Source organism: Actinacidiphila acididurans, from assembly GCF_016918855.1.
Lineage (GTDB): Bacteria > Actinomycetota > Actinomycetes > Streptomycetales > Streptomycetaceae > Actinacidiphila > Actinacidiphila acididurans.
Genome location: NZ_JADKYB010000016.1, coordinates 50187 through 66835, shown reverse-complemented (window position 1 = coordinate 66835; position 16649 = coordinate 50187). Strand labels below are relative to the sequence as shown.

15 protein-coding genes are annotated in these 16649 nt (G+C 73.9%); 12 read left to right on the top strand and 3 right to left on the bottom strand.

Going from position 1 to position 16649, the window contains the following annotated elements; genetic code table 11:
- The first annotated feature begins 28 nt into the window (after positions 1-28).
- A complete protein-coding gene (locus ITX44_RS27035) occupies positions 29-652 on the top strand; it encodes an alpha-ketoglutarate-dependent dioxygenase AlkB (protein ID WP_205360013.1) in 624 nt (207 codons plus the stop codon).
- A 40-nt stretch (positions 653-692) separates the two neighbouring features.
- On the opposite strand, the gene ITX44_RS27030 is transcribed toward ITX44_RS27035, so the two are convergent.
- Positions 693-2207, bottom strand: coding sequence for an MFS transporter (locus tag ITX44_RS27030; RefSeq protein WP_307795506.1), 1515 nt, complete (start codon positions 2205-2207; stop codon positions 693-695).
- A 251-nt stretch (positions 2208-2458) separates the two neighbouring features.
- On the opposite strand from ITX44_RS27030, the gene ITX44_RS27025 reads away from it, so the two are divergent.
- From ITX44_RS27025 to ITX44_RS42320, 7 genes are all read left to right on the top strand, one after another.
- Positions 2459-3796: a carboxylate-amine ligase gene (locus tag ITX44_RS27025; protein ID WP_307795505.1), complete on the top strand. Its 1338-nt coding sequence runs from the start codon at positions 2459-2461 to the stop codon at positions 3794-3796.
- Between the two features lie 97 nt (positions 3797-3893).
- Complete coding sequence (locus ITX44_RS27020; protein WP_205360012.1) at positions 3894-4412, top strand: DUF6328 family protein; 519 nt, start codon at positions 3894-3896, stop codon at positions 4410-4412.
- A 129-nt stretch (positions 4413-4541) separates the two neighbouring features.
- Entirely contained in the window at positions 4542-5081 is a 540-nt protein-coding gene (locus ITX44_RS27015) for a type 1 glutamine amidotransferase domain-containing protein (protein WP_205360011.1), read from the top strand.
- The gene (locus ITX44_RS27010; protein WP_205360010.1) at positions 5078-5560 is read left to right on the top strand and encodes a DUF5709 domain-containing protein; all 483 of its coding nucleotides are present in this window, start codon (positions 5078-5080) and stop codon (positions 5558-5560) included. Before ITX44_RS27015 ends, ITX44_RS27010 begins: the two co-directional genes overlap by 4 nt.
- Positions 5557-6108, top strand: coding sequence for a hypothetical protein (locus ITX44_RS27005; protein WP_205360009.1), 552 nt, complete (start codon positions 5557-5559; stop codon positions 6106-6108). The genes ITX44_RS27010 and ITX44_RS27005 overlap by 4 nt, the downstream gene beginning before the upstream one ends.
- Positions 6109-6284: 176 nt before the next feature.
- Positions 6285-7286, top strand: coding sequence for an anti-sigma factor RsbA family regulatory protein (locus ITX44_RS27000; RefSeq protein WP_205360008.1), 1002 nt, complete (start codon positions 6285-6287; stop codon positions 7284-7286).
- Between the two features lie 704 nt (positions 7287-7990).
- Positions 7991-9406 (top strand): GH12 family glycosyl hydrolase domain-containing protein, encoded by a 1416-nt coding sequence (locus ITX44_RS42320; RefSeq protein WP_307795504.1) that lies wholly within the window; start codon positions 7991-7993, stop codon positions 9404-9406.
- Positions 9407-9444: 38 nt separating this feature from the next.
- Here the strand turns inward: ITX44_RS42320 and ITX44_RS26990 are convergent, their stop codons facing one another.
- Positions 9445-10971, bottom strand: coding sequence for an aromatic amino acid ammonia-lyase (locus ITX44_RS26990; RefSeq protein ID WP_205360007.1), 1527 nt, complete (start codon positions 10969-10971; stop codon positions 9445-9447).
- 48 nt (positions 10972-11019) lie between these two features.
- Positions 11020-11988: an ABC transporter substrate-binding protein gene (locus ITX44_RS26985; protein ID WP_372441003.1), complete on the bottom strand. Its 969-nt coding sequence runs from the start codon at positions 11986-11988 to the stop codon at positions 11020-11022.
- Positions 11989-12445: 457 nt separating this feature from the next.
- Here ITX44_RS26985 and ITX44_RS26980 point away from each other — a divergent pair, with 457 nt between their 5' ends.
- The 4 genes from ITX44_RS26980 to ITX44_RS26965 are packed head-to-tail and all read left to right on the top strand — an operon-like array spanning position 12446 to position 16635.
- A complete protein-coding gene (locus ITX44_RS26980; RefSeq protein WP_205360006.1) occupies positions 12446-15091 on the top strand; it encodes a sensor histidine kinase in 2646 nt (881 codons plus the stop codon).
- Positions 15088-15561, top strand: a complete 474-nt coding sequence (locus ITX44_RS26975) for a roadblock/LC7 domain-containing protein (RefSeq protein ID WP_205360005.1) — start codon at positions 15088-15090, stop codon at positions 15559-15561. Before ITX44_RS26980 ends, ITX44_RS26975 begins: the two co-directional genes overlap by 4 nt.
- Before the next feature lie 40 nt (positions 15562-15601).
- Positions 15602-16036, top strand: a complete 435-nt coding sequence (locus ITX44_RS26970; RefSeq protein WP_205360004.1) for a DUF742 domain-containing protein — start codon at positions 15602-15604, stop codon at positions 16034-16036.
- Positions 16033-16635 (top strand): GTP-binding protein, encoded by a 603-nt coding sequence (locus ITX44_RS26965; RefSeq protein ID WP_205360003.1) that lies wholly within the window; start codon positions 16033-16035, stop codon positions 16633-16635. Before ITX44_RS26970 ends, ITX44_RS26965 begins: the two co-directional genes overlap by 4 nt.
- The last annotated feature ends 14 nt before the right edge of the window (positions 16636-16649 follow it).

Genomic DNA, 16649 nt, shown 5'->3' with positions numbered 1-16649 from the left:
TGTACGAGTGTGGGTTATGGTGGCAACCATGCACCACCTTCAGGCGTCCCTGTTCGCCACCGGCGGCCCCGGCCTCGGTGACCTGGCCGCCGTCCGTCGCACCGAACTCGGCCGCGGCGCCTGGATCGACCTCCTGCCCGGCTGGCTGACCGGCGCCGACGACCTCTTCCAGGAGCTGGTCTCCGGTGTCCCGTGGCACGAGGAGCGCCGCCGGATGTACGACAACGTGGTCGTCGTACCCCGCCTCCTGTCGTACTACGGCGAGGGCGAGGACCTGCCGCACCCGTTGCTCACCCGGGCCCGGGAACTGCTCACCGCGCACTACGGGAGCGAACTGGGCGAGCCTTTCGTGACCGCCGGGCTGTGCTGGTACCGCGACGGGCGGGACAGCGTGGCCTGGCACGGCGACCGCATCGGACGCGGCGAGGCGCAGGACACCATGGTCGCGATCGTCTCCCTGGGCGAGCCCCGCCCGCTGCTGCTGCGCCCGCGCGGCGGCGGCCCCACCGCCGTGCGCCGCCCCCTCGGCCACGGCGACCTCGTCGTGATGGGCGGCTCCTGCCAGCGCACCTGGGACCACGCGATCCCCAAGACCCGCACCCCGGTCGGCGGCCGGATCAGCGTCCAGTTCCGCCCGCGCGGCGTGAACTGACCGCCGCACGGGGCTGGCCGCAGGACGGGGTCCGCCCCCGTCAGTGCCACTTCACCCGCGCCGGTTCGCGGTCGGCGTCCGTGCCCGACGCGGCCGGCGGCCGGCCCTCGCCCGCGCCGAAGATGTCGATCAGGGCCACCACCAGGCCGAGGGCGGCGAGCCCGGTGGCGGTCAGCAGGGCGAGCTGGAAGGCGCCGGACCAGTCCGGGCGGCCGTGGGCACCCCGGGCGAGTTGGGAGAAGAACACCGAGCCGACCGCCGCGATGCCGGCCGCCGAGCCGATCCGCTGGGCGGTCTGGAGCACCCCGCCCGCGCTGCCGGCGCGGGCGACCGGCACCTGGCTCAGGGTCAGCGTCTGGTTCGGCGCGATCACCAGCCCGCTGCCGAGACCGGCGAACAGCAGCGGGCCGGCCGTGGCGAAGCCGACCGTACGTCCGGTGTCCAGGTGTGCGGCGAGCGCGGTGCCCAGCAGCCCGGCCACCACCATGCCCAGGCCCACCGCGACCAGCGGCCGGCCGTACCGGTTCACGATCCGGCCGCCGATGGTGGCCGCCACCGTGGACCCGAGCGCGAAGGGCATGATCGACACGCCGGCCTCCAGCGCCGAGTACCCCAGCCCGTTCTGCAGGTAGAGGGTCAGGATGAAGAAGATCGCGGTGAAGCCGGCGAAGTACACCAGCGACAGCAGCACGCCCAGGCCGTAGGACTGCATCCGGAACAGCGTCAGGTCCACCACCGGGGTGCCGCGCAGCGCGTACCGCCGCTCCCAGCCGGTGAAGGCCGCCAGCAGCGCCAGCGCGGCCGGGATCAGCAGCCACTTCTCGCCCCCGTGCCACTGCTGCTCCTGCACGAACGGCAGCAGCAGCACCGCCGTGCCCGAGCCGAGCAGCAGCACGCCCACCGGGTCCAGGTCGCTGCGCCCGCGCTCGCCGTGACCGGCCGGGGGCGCCGGCAGCAGCCGGTGCGCCAGCGGCAGCGCGGCCAGGCCGATCGGCAGATTGACGTAGAACACCCAGCGCCAGCCCTCGTGCGGGCCGAACGCCTGGATCAGCACCCCGCCCAGCAGCGGCCCGACCGCGGTGGACACGCCGATGGTCGAGCCGAGGATGCCGAACGCCCGGCCGCGCTCGGCGCCGCGGAACATCTGCTGGATGAACCCGGACACCTGCGGCACCAGGATTCCCCCGGCCAGGCCCTGCAGCAGGCGGGCCACCACCAGCCACGTCTCGTTCTGCGCCGCCCCGGCCAGCGCGCTGGTCGCCGTGAACAGCGCCAGGCCCGTCATGAACACCGCGCGCCGGCTGCGGACGTCACCGGTCCGCCCGGCCGGCACCAGCACCAGGCCGAACGTCAGCGCGTACCCGGACAGCACCCACTGCAGGCCGCTCTGCGAGGCGTGCAGGCCGGCCTTGATCGAGGGCAGCGCCACATTGACGATGCTGATGTCCAGCAGCGTCATGAAGCTCGCCGTCAGGCACACCGCGAGCGCGGGCCAGCGCCGGTCCGGGCCGTCGGCGCCGGCGGTCGGTGGTGCGGGGGCCTGTGCGTCGCCCACGGCTCCTCATTCCTGGCCTTGTCGGCTTCCTGGTTTTCCTGGTCTCTCGTACCGCTCTTGCGGCCGTGCCCGCGCTCCCGTTCCCCGCGGCCGGTCACCGGCCGCCGCTGCCCGGGGCCGTACGCCGCGGGCCGTAAGAGGGGCGGGAACGGACCGGGTTCGAACGGGTTTTTCCGGCGGTACGGGTCTCCCTGCCCGGACCGGGGGTCTGTCATGCGATGGTCGTCGGCCATCCGGGGTAGGCGACGGCCATGACGAGCATGGCCGCCACTCTTGGCGTCGAGGAGGAGTACCTGCTGCTCGACCGCGGTACCGCGCTGCCCTCGCCGAGCGCGGGTCTGGTGCAGTCGGCGGCCGACCTGGAGCCGGTGCTCACCCGCGGCGAGGTCACCAGCGAACTCCTCCAGGCACAGATCGAGATCGCCACTCCGGTGTGCACCGGGCTGGACGAGGTCACCGCCCACCTGGCGCGGCTGCGCCAGGCACTTGCCGCCGCGGCCCTGCGCACCGGCTGCCGGCTCGCCGCGACCGGCGGCGCCCCGCTGTCCACCGGCCACGCGGTGCCGGTCACCCAGAAGCAGCGCTACCGCGAGATGCACGCGGACGCGGCCCGGCTGGTGGACGAGCAGCTGATCTGCGGCATGCACATCCATGTGGCGGTACCGGACCGGTCGGCCGGCGCCGCGGCGCTGGGGCGGATACGGCCCTGGTTGCCGCTGCTGGTCGCGCTCGGCGCCAATTCGCCGTTCTGGGACGGCCGCGACACCGGGTTCGCGAGCTGGCGCACGGTCGTCTTCGGCCGCTGGCCGGTCAGCGGCTCGCCGCCGTTCGTCTCCGGCGGCGCGCAGTACGAGCGCCGGGTCGCCGCGCTGCTGGCCACCGGGGTCATCCCGGACCGCAAGCAGATCTACTGGCACGCCCGGCTGTCCGAGGGCTATCCCACGCTGGAGGTGCGCGCGCCCGACGTGCAGGTCGACGTGGACAGCGCGGTCACCCTGGCCGGGCTGACCCGCGCCATGGTGGCCACCGCGCTGCGCGAGGCCCGGCACGGAGTGCGCCCGCTCGACCCGCCCGGCAGCATCCTCTACGCCTCCGGCTGGCACGCGGCCCGGCACGGCCTGACCGACGACTTGGTCGACCCCCGGCACGGCACCCCGGACGCCGCCGCGGACGTGGTGGCCGCCCTGCTGGACCACGTCCGTCCCGCGCTCAACTGCTTCGGCGACACCGACCGGGTGACCGCCGGCGTCGAACGGCTGATCACCCGCGGCACCGGCGCCGCCCGCCAGCGCGCCGCCCTGGCCACGGGCGGCCTGGACGCCCTGCTCGACCTGATCGCCCCGGCGCGCGAGCCGGCCGGCGGATCGGCCCGTGGATCGGCCCGTGAGCCGGCGCCCCGCCCGGCGGACGACACCCGCCCCGGCCTCGCGCCGCAGACGGGCGCCGCACCGCAGAACGGCTCGGGTACGGCACGGCCGGTGGCCCCGGAATTCGGCGCCCTCCCGGAGCCCGGCGCCCTGCGCCCCGGCCGCGCGGCACACCGTCCGGACCCGGCTCACACGCTTCCCGGGCCCGGCGGCGCAGGATGAGCCGAGCGGGACAGCCGGGCGCACAAGCGCAGAAGCGCGGGGAAGGGCGTACGAAGCGGCGTACGGAACGAGGCACGGCGGAAGGAACGGTACGACCATGGCGGACGACGAGCGGGGCACCGGTTCCGGCCCGGGCATCGACTCCTGGGGCCGCCACGAGACCCCCGAGGAACGGGCCGACCGCCGGTGGAGCGACCTGCTCCAGGAGCTGCGGGTCGCCCAGACCGGCGTGCAGATCCTCTTCGGCTTCCTGCTGACGGTGGTCTTCCAGCAGCGCTTCACCCAGCTCTCGGCCACCGACCGGGACATCTACACGGTCACGGTGCTGCTCGGCGCGGCCACCACCGGCGCGCTGGTCGGCCCGGCCGCGATGCACCGGCTGCTCACCGGCCACCGGCTCAAGCCGGAGACGGTGGTGGTGGCCTCCCGGCTGACCGTGTTCGGGCTGATGCTGCTGCTGTGCACGATGGCGTCCTCCCTGCTGCTGGTGCTGCGCCTGGTGGTGCGGGACAGCACGGCCGGGTGGCTGGTCGGCGTCATGGTGGTGTGGTTCGCGCTGTGCTGGATCGTGCTGCCGCTGTGGACCCGGCACCGCAGCGCGTCGCGCGCACGCTGAGCGCATGATGGAGGCGTGGGCACGAGCGGAATGCCCGTTTCCGCCACGGTCGCTCGGGTAGGCGGCGCACCGGAGGGGCGGAAGCCGAACTTCCGCCCGTCGACCGCGAGCGAGAGGACGTGAGGGTCCGTGCGAACCGCATTCCTGGTGGCGCCCGAGGGTGTCGAGCAGATCGAACTGACCTCCCCCTGGCAGGCACTGTCGCAGACCGGCGAGACCCCGCAACTGGTCTCCACCAAGCCCGGCCGTATCCAGGCCTTCGACCATCTGGACAAGGCCGACACCTTCCCGGTGGACACCACCGCCGACCAGGTCACGGCGGACGACTTCGACCTGCTGGTGCTGCCCGGCGGCGTGGCCAACCCCGACTTCCTGCGGCTGAGCCGGGCCGCCGTCGGCTTCGTCAAGGGCTTCTTCGACGCCGGCAAGCCGGTGGCCGCGATCTGCCACGCGCCCTGGACGCTGATCGAGGCCGACGTGGTGCGCGGCCGCACCCTGACCTCGTGGCCCAGCCTGCAGACCGACATCCGCAACGCCGGCGGGACCTGGGTGGACCAGCAGGTCTCGGTCGACCGCAACGGGCCCAACACGCTGATCACCAGCCGCAAGCCCGCCGACCTGCCCGCCTTCGACGAGGCGGTGCTGCGTGAAGTGGGTGCCATGACATGACCCGACCGAGCGGCCCGGCCGACGGCATGGGCGACGACGTCTACCAGCCCGACGGGAGCGAGATCCAGGAGGACACCGGACCCCTCGAGCCGGAGGACACCCTGGTCGACCGGGGCCTGGAAGAGGTCCTGGACGAGGGCTACTCGCCGCCGGACCGGCCGCTCGTCGTCGAGGACACCGGCACCACCGCGCGCGAGCAGCACACCGGCGAGTCGCTGGAACGGCGGCTGGCCAGGGAACTGCCGGACCAGCCCGGATGGGCCGGTGACGGGATCGGCGACGTCTCGGACACCGACGGCGAGCCGATCGACCAGGAAGTCGGCGACCGGCGCTCGGGCCGGCTCGTCGGACCCGACGAGGGCGCCCACGCGCGGCACGACGGCGTGACGGGCGAGGACGTCGGGATCGACGGCGGCGCCGCGAGCGCGGAGGAGGCCGCCGTGCATGTCGTACCGGACGAAGGAGAGGGGCTGCCATGAGCGGAACGAGGGAGCCGGGAACGGGCAGCCAGTCGCCGCCGGACCCGGCGCGGGCACACGCCGGGCGGCTGCAGCACGTCTTCCACCGCCCCGGCCACAAGGCCCCCGACCGGGCCGGCGGTCCCCCCGAGGGGCTGGCCGCGAGCCTGGTCACCTCCGGCGGACTGCTGCTGGCCATGGTGGAGGACGTACGGATGCGCGAGGCCAACCGGCCGGAGGACCTGCGGCTGCTGGCCGACGCCCTCGCCCGGCACAACGCGGCGAAGGAGGCCACCGTCCTGAAGGTGCTGGACCGGCACCACGCGGCGCAGACCGTGGTGACCCGCGACCGACAGGAGGGCACCTTGCTCCAGGGCATCCTGGACCGCGCCCTGATCGGCCGGCACCCCTCCGACACCCACACCCTCACCGTGGACGGCGCGCTCGCCCAGATGTACCAGTACCTCTTCCACGAGCGGCGCGACCTCGTCCCGGCTCTCCAGCGGACGATCCCGGCGGAGGAGAGCGAGTCGCTGGCCGCGGCTTTCGAGGCCATCGACAACGAGTGAGGCCGGCTGCCGGCCACGTCGCCGGGTCCCCGAGGCCGGCAGCTCGGCGGCTCGGCGGGGGCCCTCCGGGAGGGCCGTCGGCGGCGGGCGCATACTGGACCGATCGGTGATGTGCCCCGGCGTCCCTGCGGGGACGCGGCGGGCGGCGGACCGGGGAACACGAGAGGGGACACGGAGTGGAGGCCGCGGAAGGGCAGTGCGCGGATGCGCACCCGACAACGCCTGACACACGCCTCCCCGAAACCGTTCCGCACGACCGGGCTTTCGCCCACCCCGCGCTCTTCTACCGCGGCGAGGCCGAATACCTGGACGCCACGCTCGGCTTCGTCCGGGACGGCCTGGCCGCCGGTGAGCCGGTCGCCGTGGCGGTGCCCACGCCGCGGCTGGCGCTGCTGCGCGACGCGCTGGGCGAGCAGGGGCGGGAGGTCCACTTCACCGACATGTCGCAGGCCGGGCGCAACCCCGGCCGGATCATCCCCGGGGTGCTGCGCGCCTTCTACGACGCGCACCGCCCCGGGCCGGTGCGGATCATCGGCGAGCCGGTCTGGCCCGGCCGCACCGCGCTGGAGTACCCGGCCTGCGTCCAGCACGAGGCGCTGATCAACGCGGCCTTCGCCGGCCGGGCGGCCACCATCCTGTGTCCGTACGACGCCGAGGGCCTGGCCCCGCCGGCGCTGGCCGACGCGCGGGCCACCCACCCGGTGGTCATCGAGGGCGGCCGGGAGCAGGTCAGCCCCGGCTACGCCCCCGAGCGGGCGGTGGCCGCGCACAACACCCCGCTGCCCGAGCCCGGGCACGCCGCCGCCTTCGCCTTCGACACCGGGCGGCTGCGTGCCGCCCGGCAGTTCGCGGTGAAGGTCGCGGCCGGCCTCGGACTGGCCGGCGCGCGGCTGGACGACCTGGCGCTCGCGGCGGCCGAGCTGACCACCAACAGCGTGCGGCACGGCGGCGGCTCCGGCGAGATCCGGGTGTGGGCCGCGGACGGCGAGGTGGTGTGCGAGGTGCGGGACGCCGGCCTGATCGAGGACCCGCTGGCCGGCCGGCACGTCCCGGTGCCGGGGCGCCCCGGCGGCCGTGGCCTGCTCATGGTCCACCGCCTCGCCGACCTGGTGCGCGTCCACACCGGCCCGGCCGGCACCGTGATCCGCTGCCACCTCGCACCGGCCGACGCAACCTGACGGCGCTGCGTCCTGACGCACCGGCCCTGACGCCCCGCGCCCTGAGGGCCGATGGCTCCCGGCCCTGACGCCCGGAGCCCCGAGGGCCGACCGATCGCTGACGGCTGACGGGCCCGTGGTCCACGCTCCACGGCGCCCCAGCTCACGGCCGAGGGCTGTGACGGCCGGGACGGGCCCGGTGGCCCCTCGTTCGGGTGGCCGGCTGCCCGTGCCCGCGTCTTCGTCCACGCCTGACGCCCAGGGCCAGGGCTGTGACGGCCCGGACGGGCCCGGTGGCCCCTCGTTCGGGTGGCCGGCTGCCCGTGCCCGCGTCTTCGTCCACGCCTGACGCCCAGGGCCAGGGCTGTGACGGCCCGGACGGGCCCGGCGGCCCCCGTCCGGTGGCCGACTGCCCGTGCCCGCGTCTTCGTCCACGCCCCACGGCCCCAGGGCCAGGGCTGTGACGGCTCGGACGGGCCCGGCGGCCCCCGTCCGGTGGCCGACTGCGCGCGCCCGCGCCTTCGTCCACGCCTACGCCCCACGGCCCAGGGCCGTAAATGCCCGGGTGGCCGGCCCACTGCGCACGCTCGCCCCTCCGTTCAGGTCTTGAACGTGCAACACACTCTTGACGGCCCCGGAGCCGGGCTGGCTTCATGTGTCGTGGGAGCGCTCCCAAGCTCGCCCGCGGCCCCATCCCCCCACACGACGGTGAAGGGACCATCCCCGTGACACGCCTCCTCACCCGCACCCGACTTCGTCTGCCACGGCTGCGGCCGCGCGCGGCCGCGGCGGCCCTGGCCGCCGCCGCGGCCCTGCTGCTGCCGGTCGCCGGGCTCCAGCCCGCCCACGCCGCCGATGTCAGGACCTGCGACCCGCAGGGCACCATCGCGGCCGGCGACTACACCATCCAGGCCAACGAGTGGAACTCCACGGCCCAGCAGTGCCTGACGTACTCCGGCGGCACCGCGTGGTCCGTGGACACCGCCAACTTCGGCCTGGGCACCAGCGGCGCGCCGGCCACGTATCCGTCGATCTTCAAGGGCTGCCACTGGGGCAACTGCACCCCCAACAGCGGCCTGCCCATCCAGGTCTCCAAGCTGGGCAGCGCGGTCAGCTCCTGGAGCACCGTGCAGCCCGCCTCCGGGGCGTACGACGTCGCGTACGACCTGTGGATCAACTCCACGCCCACCACGAAGGGCCAGCCCGACGGCACCGAGATCATGATCTGGCTCAACTCGCGCGGCGGCGTGCAGCCGTTCGGCGGGAAGACCGGCACCTCCTCGGCGGCCGGGCACTCCTGGGACGTGTGGACCGGCCAGCAGACCTCCTGGAAGATCATCTCCTACGTCCTCCAGGGCGGCGGCACCTCGTTCAACAACCTCGACGTCAAGGCGCTGATCGACGACGCGGTCAGCCGCGGCTCGGTCAACTCCGCGCACTACCTGATCGACGCCGAGGCCGGCTTCGAGATCTGGCAGGGCGGTCAGGGCCTGGCCACCAGTTCGTTCTCCTTCAGCGCGAGCACCGGCAGCACCGGCGGCGGCGACACCCAGGCGCCCACCGCGCCCGGCACGCCGACCGTCACCGGCACCACCGCGAGCTCGGTCTCGCTGAGCTGGCCGGCCGCCACCGACAACGTCGGCGTCACCGGTTACGACGTCTACCGCGGCGGCACCCTGGCCGGGTCCACGGCCGGCACCTCGTTCACCGACTCCGGGCTGAGCGCCTCGACGGCGTACACCTACACCGTCAAGGCACGCGACGCGGCCGGCAACGTCTCGGCGGCCTCGGCGGCGGTCACGGCCACCACCGGCTCCGGCCCCGGCAACGGGGGCGGCAACGGCTGCACCGCCACGTACAGCAACACCAACGACTGGGGCAACGGCTTCACCGCCGACGTCACGGTCACCAACACCGGTACGGCCGCCACCCACGGCTGGAAGGTCACCTGGACGTACGGCGGCAACCAGCACGTCACCAACTCCTGGAACGCCAACGTCACCCAGTCCGGCGCGTCGGTGACGGCCTCGAGCCTGGACTGGAACGGGGCACTGGCGCCCTCGGCGGCCACCCACTTCGGCTTCCAGGGCACCTACAGCGGCAGCAACGGCACCCCCACCCTGAGCTGCACCGCAAGCTGAGTTCCGGCACGCCCCGACCCGCGGGCGGCCGCGGCGCCCTACAGACCGGCCAGATCCGGCAGCAGGGCCGCCGCGGCCGTCACGTCGGGTGTCAGTGGGCGGTCCTCGACGTCGTCCGGCAGGTCGGCGCCCAGGACCGCGAACGCCGGGGCGGCCGGCCACGGGCCCGGCAGCGCGCGCACCGCCCGCACCGCGGCCGTCAGCTCGCACGCCAGCACCAGCCGGTAGGAGTCGACCGCGCGCTGTGCCTGCCGTACCGCCTGCGAGGCGAAACTCGCCGCCTCCTCCAGGCCCCGGGAGAGTACGGCGTGCCCGGCCGAGGCGGGGTCGGCGCTGGCCCGCAGCTCCGCCAGCGCCGAATTGGCGCTGTACTCCAGGATCATCATCCCGGAACTGGCCGCCGGGCCCCCGGCCAGGAACGGCCGCAGCCCGGTGATGTCCGGGTCGCCCAGGTGCGCGATGCGCGCCGCCGACAGCCGCCCGGTCTGCAGCAGCGCCAGGCACAGGTGGTCCAGGGCCAGGCCCAGCGGGGCGGCGAAGAACCCGCCGTGGTGGTAGACCGCCGGCTGCCCGTTCGGGCCGTCCTCGCTGATCAGCGGATTCTCCGAGGGGCAGTTGACCTCCACCGCCACGATCCGGCGCAGTGCCTCGACCGCCTCCAGCGCCGGGCCGTGCACCTGCGGGAAGGCCCGGAAGCCGTACGGGTCCTGGATCCGCCGGCCCGCGGACTGCGGCCGGTCCGGCACCCCGAGCAGCCGGCGCACCTCGGCCGCCGCGCGCAGCGACCCCGGGTAGGGCCGCAGCGCGTGCACCGGGGCCGCGTACGCCTCCAGCGAGCCGGAGACCGCGGCCAGCGACAGGGCCGCGACCACGTGCGCGGCGCGCAGCAGGACGTCGATGTCGTGGCAGACCAGGGCGGCCTGGCCGAGGGTGAGGGCGTTGCTGCTCATCAGGGCCAGCCCGTCGCCCGGCTCCAGCGCCACCGGCGGCGGCACCACGCCGGGCGCGGACCCCTCGCCGTACAGCCACGGGTGCTCGCCGATCAGGGTCAGCCCGGTCTCGGCCAGCGCGGTCAGGTCACCGGTACCCACCGCGCCGAATTCGTGCACCGCCGGGTGCACGCCCAACCGCAGCGCAGCCACCAGCGCCTCGACGATCACCGGCTGGGCGCCGGAGCCGCCGGCCAGCAACTGGTTGGCGCGCACCGCGAGCATGGCCCGCGCCTGCCGGGCCGGCAGCATCGCGCCGATCCCGCCGGCGTGGCTGCGCAGCAGCCGCAGGTCCTGGCCGGCCCGGTCCTCATCGCTGACGAACACCATCCGGTTGGCGCCGACCCCGGTGTCCCGCCCGTAGATCCGCCCGGTGGCCGCGAGCCGCCGTGCGGTGTGCCAGGAACGCTCGGCGCGGGCCAGCGCCGCGGGCAGCACCCGCGGCCGCGCCTCCCGGTCGGCCAGCCGGGCCACCGCACCCGGGTCCAGGCCGGAGCCGTCCAGCACCACGACGGCCCCCTCCGCGGGGGAGGTGGCCGTCGTGCCGCGCTGCGGCGGGACTCCGGTGGCGTCCATGGTCCTGGTGGATGCCTGTCGTGCGGTGCGGCCGGCCGGGCGGGGGCGTCAGCCCAGGCCGACCGAGGACAGCCAGGACTTGGCGACCGCCAGCGGGTCCTTGTTGTCGCTCTGCACCTGGGTGTCCATGTTCAGCAGCGCGGTCGTGTCGAGCTTGGCGGACACCGCGTTGAGCGCGTCTATGCCGGGGCGCGACAGGCCCGACTTGTAGACCACCGGCACCACGTTCTCGAAGCCGAACAGGTTCTTCGGGTCCTGCAGGACCACGAACTTCTCCTTGGAGATGGTCGGGTCCGTGGTGAAGATGTCGGCCGCCTGCACGTTGTTGTTCTTCAGCGCCGCCTCGGTGAGCGGGCCGCCGGCGTCCAGCGCCTTGAACGACTTCGGCGTCAGGCTGTAGACGGACTTCAGGCCCACCAGGCCCTGCTGCCGGGTCTGGAACTCCGGCGAGGCGCCGATCACGATGTCCGAGCCGTGCGCGGCCAGGTCGGCGATGGTGGAGTTCGCGGTCAGACCGTACTTCTGGGCGGTGCTCGCGTTGACCGTCAGCGAGTCCTTGTCCTGCGCCGGCGCGGGATTGAGCAAGGTCAGCTTCGGGTCGAGCTTGGCGCTGATCGCCTGGTCGGTGGCGTCCATGGTGGTCGGCGTGGCCTTGGCGTCCAGGTAGGCCAGCAGGGCGCCGTTGTACTCGGGCAGTACGGTCACCGAGCCGTTCTTCAGCAGACCGTAGGTGGTCTCGCGGCTGCCGATGTTCGGCTTGTAGGTGACCTTGACGCCCTTGGCCTTCAGCGCCTCACCGTAGATGTCGGCGATGAGAATGCTCTCGGCGAAGTTGTTCGAGCCGACGACGACAGTGTTGCCGCTCGGCTTGGAACCGGCCAGCGGGTCCTTGTTCTTGTCGGAGGAGGACGAGGAACAGCCCGCCAGCAGGGGCGCCGTGACGGCGGCAACGGCCGCCACGGCGGCCAGACGAAGGTGCATCGGGCTGGACCAGGTGCTCTTCACGGGAGAAGTCACGGTTACCGCTTCCGGGCTCGCAGGATTGACTGGATGATCGGACGGTTTCGCGGTGTGCGTCTTTGCAGCGCGCGTCAATTAAGAGATCCAATCCAGCCGGTTCCGTACCCGTCAAGAACGTTCTGGTCACCGATTGGCATCGATGCCGCGCCGCGGTGCACCGGGCATGGACGGCAGGGGATTTGCCACACATGTTTGATGAGGGGGTCGTTGCCGGTTACCAAGAGGCGGTAGTCTCCGACCCGTTGGCCCGGTGATCGGCAGACGGCGAGGCTTCTTTTCCGCTTTCCCGTACGTTCCGTCCGGAACCGGCCGGAATCGGATGCGGCGCCGCCCCGATGCGTCGGCGCCGTCGTCCAACGACAACCGACCGGTCCCCGGCCCGTGGTCGCCCCCCCACGCGACCACCGGGACGGCGTGCCTGGTATCCAAGGGTCATCACGCAGGAGGGCTTGGGGTGTCCGTGGACGAGGTGGACGGGCCGGCGCGGCCGCGCCCGGTGCCGCCCGGACGGGGTGGCGAGCAGGCGTTCGCCGACCGGTGGCCGTTCCGTCGCAAGCTGAACGTGCTGGTGGGCGTACCCCTGGTAGTGGTCGGCCTGCTGCTGGCCTATGTCATCAGCGGACTGGTCGGCCAGGCCAGGACGGCCGGCTCCGCGGCCCGCCTGGTCCGCGACAGCCGGCAGGTCGCCGAACTGGTGGACCGCGTGCAGACCGAGCACCAGCAGGCGCTGCTGCTGTCCGTGCACTACGAGGCGGCCACCGACGGGCGGCGCCCGTCCCTGGCCCCCTACCTGGCGGCCCGGCAGGCGGTCGACACCCAGGTGGACAAGGTGCGCGACACCTTCGGCTCGCGGCTGCCGGACGCCGAGGCGCAGATCCTCAAGGAGATCAACGGCTGGGGCAGCCTGCGGTCCACCGTGGAGCAGAGCTACCTGCCGGCCGACAACATCGACCCGGCGTACATCTCCGCGGTCGACGGCCTGATCGACGGCCTGGACCTGGTCCGTACCATGGGTGACACCCGCACCGCCACCCTGCTGGACTCGCTGCTGCGCGCCGAGGCAGCGCACAGCTCCTTCGAGACCGCGGTGTTCTCCGCCCAGACCGGTGACGCGAACGCGCTGATCGAGTTCGTCAACGCGGTCGGCGACGACCGCCTCTACACCGACCAGGCGGCCCGCTTCGGCCGGTTCGCCACCGAGGCGCAGAGCGAGGAACTGGCCGGCATCGAGCAGACCCCGGTGTGGAACTCCCTGGCGCTGCAGTACGCCGGACTCCAGATCGACCCCAGCGCCCTCGGCTCCGGCACGCCCCACCAGGTGCAGATGGAGCTCGACAAGGCGCTGCGCTCCTACCCGGACTACCAGACGCAGGCCCAGCACCGGCTGAAGCTCACCGGTGACCTGATCGACCAGATCGCCACCCGCGCCGACAATGCCTCCAACCGTGCCTGGTGGCGGGCCGCGCTGCTGCTCGCCGTCGCCGTCCTGGCGTTCATCGGCTGGCTGGCGCTGTCGGTGGCGGTACGCCGCTCCGTGGTGCGCCCGGTGCACGTGCTGACCGGCGCCGCCACCGAGGTCGCCGACGTCGCCGGCCAGGAACTGGCCCGGGTCGCCGACGACGACGCGGACGACGCCGGCCCGCTGCGGCTGCGCAACGTGCCCGTGTCGGCCCGCGACGAGATCGGCGATCTGGCCCAGGCGTTCAACCGGGTGCAGAGCACCGCCGCCGCCCTGCTGGAACGCCAGGTGCTCAGCCGCCGCAACGTGGCGGAGATGTTCGGCAACGTCGGCCGCCGGATCAGCAACCTCACCGCCCGGCAGCTCGCCCTGATCGACGCCGTCGAGCACGAGGAGACCGACCCCGACCGGCTCGACCGCCTCTACCGCATCGACCACCTCGCGGTGCGCCTGCAGCGCAACGCCGACAGCCTGATGCTGCTGGCCGGCATCCGCGAGACCGGCCTGGACGGCGGTCCCACCGCGCTCAGCAACGTGGTGCGCGCCGCGCTCGGCCAGATCGAGGGCTACCAGCGGGTCTCGCTGCGCGCCGACGGCGACGTGACGGTGGCCCCGGACATCATCGCCGACCTGACGCTGATGCTCGCCGAGCTGCTGGAGAACGCGGTCGCCTTCTCCCCGGCCCGCAGCCCCGTCGAGGTCACGCTCCGCACCGGCCCGGACGGCGCGTTGATCGAGATCCGCGACCACGGCCTGGGCATGAGCGCCGAACGGCTCGCCGAGGAGAACGCCCGGCTGATCCGCCGCGAACGCCTGGACCTGGTGCCCACCAAGGTGCTCGGCCTGTTCGTGGTCGGCAGCCTGGCCCGCCGGTGGGGCGTGCGGGTCACCCTCAGCCGCACCACCGGCGGCGGCGTCACCGCCCGGGTGACGATCCCCTCGGCGCTGCTGCTGCTCATGAGCCCCTTCGCCGAGGCCGGCTCGGCGTACGACAACTTCGGCCCCGGCACGCGCAACGCCGACACCCGGGCCGCGCTGGTCACCGCCCCGCCCGCCGGCGCCGACCCGGACCGCGACCCCGGCACACCGGCGGAGCTGCCCGCCCTGCCCCGCAGGAACACCGCCCCGGCCACCGCCGGCCAGGACGGGCAGGACCCCGCGCAGGAGCGGCCCGAGGGCGAGGACGGCGGCGAGGACGGCACGCAGGAGCACCGGCGCCCCGAGAGTGGCGCCCTGCCCCAGCGCGTCCCGCAGCGGCAGCGCCCGGACACTCCCGAGCCGCCCGCCGGCGCCGCGCCCGCGGCGCCGCACAGGGCGGAACCGGAGCCCCTGCCGCCGCACCGGACGTCCGCCCGGGATACCGCGGCCAGTACGCCGCACCCGGCGCAGGCCGGGCCGGACGGCGACGGGCCGCGCCCGCTGCGGCGGCGGGTGCGCGGCGCGACCCTGCACACCACCGTGGGCGAGGGCGCCGCGCGCGAAGGCCGCGAGGCACCCCGGACCGTCGACGCAGAGGCGGTCAGGTCCGAGCTCGACGAGTTCGAAGCAGCCGTGGAACGCGCGCACCGCGACAGTGCCGCCGACTCGGCCGACGGCACCACACAGCACGAAGCAGGGCTTCCGGAAGGAGCGCAGCAGTGACAACGCCGACAGGGAACCCCAAGGCCGAGCAGTCCGCCGGTGACCTGCGGGCCGCCGCAGCGGACTTCACCTGGCTGCTGAGCCGGTTCGCCACCGAGACGGCCGGCGTGGTCGACGCCATCGCCGTGTCCTCCGACGGACTGCTCATCGCCGTCTCCCAACTGCGGGACAGCTCCGACTCCGAGCGGCTGGCCGCGATCGTCTCCGGCATGACCAGCCTCGCCGCGGGCGTCGCCGGCAACTACGGCCTCGGCGGGCTGAACAAGGTGATCATCGACCTGGAGGAGGGCCACGTCCTGATCTCCGCGATCGGCAGCGGCGCCGTCCTGGGCGTGGTCACCTCCAAGGAGGCCAAGCTCGGCAACATCGCCTACGAGATGACCCTGTTCGCCAACCGGGCCGGATCCGCGCTCAGCCCGCAGCTCGTGCTCGAACTGAAGAACAACATCGGTTCCGCACCGGCCGGCTGACCGGGCCGAGGCAGCGGAACCCGGGGAAGAAGGAGCACTCATGACGGCCGGTGACGGCCCAGTCGGTGAGGACGCCCTGCCGGACCGGTCGTCGGCGGAACCAGTGGGACGCGCCCCCGCGGTGCGTCCCTTCCTGGTCACCGCGGGCCGCGTGGCGGGCACCGGCACCGGCCCGCCCATGCCGCTGGAGACCCAGGTGGTGGCGACCGCGCCGGGCATCGAGAAACTGGACCGGCTCACCTTCGAGCGCCGCGACATCGTCGCGCTCTGCCGGCAGCCGCAGTCGCTGGCCGAGGTCGCCGCCCGCCTGCGGCTGCACCTGAACGTGGTCCGCGTCCTGGCCCAGGACCTGGAGTCCACCGGCGACCTGGCGGTCTACGTGCCCAGACCCGAGGCCGCTCACGACCTTTCCGTACTGCGCAGGGTCATCGACGGCCTGCGCGCCATCCCCGACTCCCGGGAGACGACTCCATGACACCGACGACCACCGCGGCCAGGGACCGCGACCCGCAGGCTCCGGACAGCCGGCCACCGCTGCCGGTCAAGCTGGTCATCGCGGGCGGGTTCGGGGTGGGCAAGACCACGACCGTCGGCTCCATCTCCGAGATCTCCCCGCTCACCACCGAGGCCGCCATCACTGAGGTGGCCGCGGGCGTGGACGACCTCACCCACACCCCGCGCAAGACCACCACCACGGTCGCCATGGACTTCGGCTGCATCACCATCGACCCCACCTTGAAGCTCTACCTGTTCGGCACCCCCGGCCAGGAGCGGTTCGGCTTCATGTGGGACGACATCGTCGAGGGCGCGATCGGCGGCCTGGTCATCGTCGACACCCGGCGGCTGGACGACTGCTACGCCGCCGTGGACTACTTCGAGCACAAGCGGATCCCGTTCGTGGTCGCCGCCAACGCCTTCGACGGGCGGATCGAGCACGACCTGACCGAGGTGCGCTGGGCGCTGGACATCGCCGACCAGGTGCCGCTGATCACCTTCGACGCCCGCGAGCGGGGCTCCGTACGCGACGCGCTGCTGTCCGTGCTCGAACTGGCCCTGCGCCGCGCCGAAAGCTGAGCACGGCCGCCGTA

Excerpts from the sequence above, each read along its gene's own strand:
- ITX44_RS27035 (WP_205360013.1), top strand. The coding sequence starts at position 29 with ATGCACCACCTTCAGGCGTCCCTGTTCGCCACCGGCGGCCCCGGCCTC.
- ITX44_RS27025 (WP_307795505.1), top strand. The coding sequence starts at position 2,459 with ATGACGAGCATGGCCGCCACTCTTGGCGTCGAGGAGGAGTACCTGCTG.
- ITX44_RS27020 (WP_205360012.1), top strand. The coding sequence starts at position 3,894 with ATGGCGGACGACGAGCGGGGCACCGGTTCCGGCCCGGGCATCGACTCC.
- ITX44_RS27010 (WP_205360010.1), top strand. The coding sequence starts at position 5,078 with ATGACCCGACCGAGCGGCCCGGCCGACGGCATGGGCGACGACGTCTAC.
- ITX44_RS27005 (WP_205360009.1), top strand. The coding sequence starts at position 5,557 with ATGAGCGGAACGAGGGAGCCGGGAACGGGCAGCCAGTCGCCGCCGGAC.
- ITX44_RS26990 (WP_205360007.1), bottom strand. The coding sequence starts at position 10,971 with ATGGACGCCACCGGAGTCCCGCCGCAGCGCGGCACGACGGCCACCTCC.
- ITX44_RS26970 (WP_205360004.1), top strand. The coding sequence starts at position 15,602 with ATGACGGCCGGTGACGGCCCAGTCGGTGAGGACGCCCTGCCGGACCGG.
- ITX44_RS26965 (WP_205360003.1), top strand. The coding sequence starts at position 16,033 with ATGACACCGACGACCACCGCGGCCAGGGACCGCGACCCGCAGGCTCCG.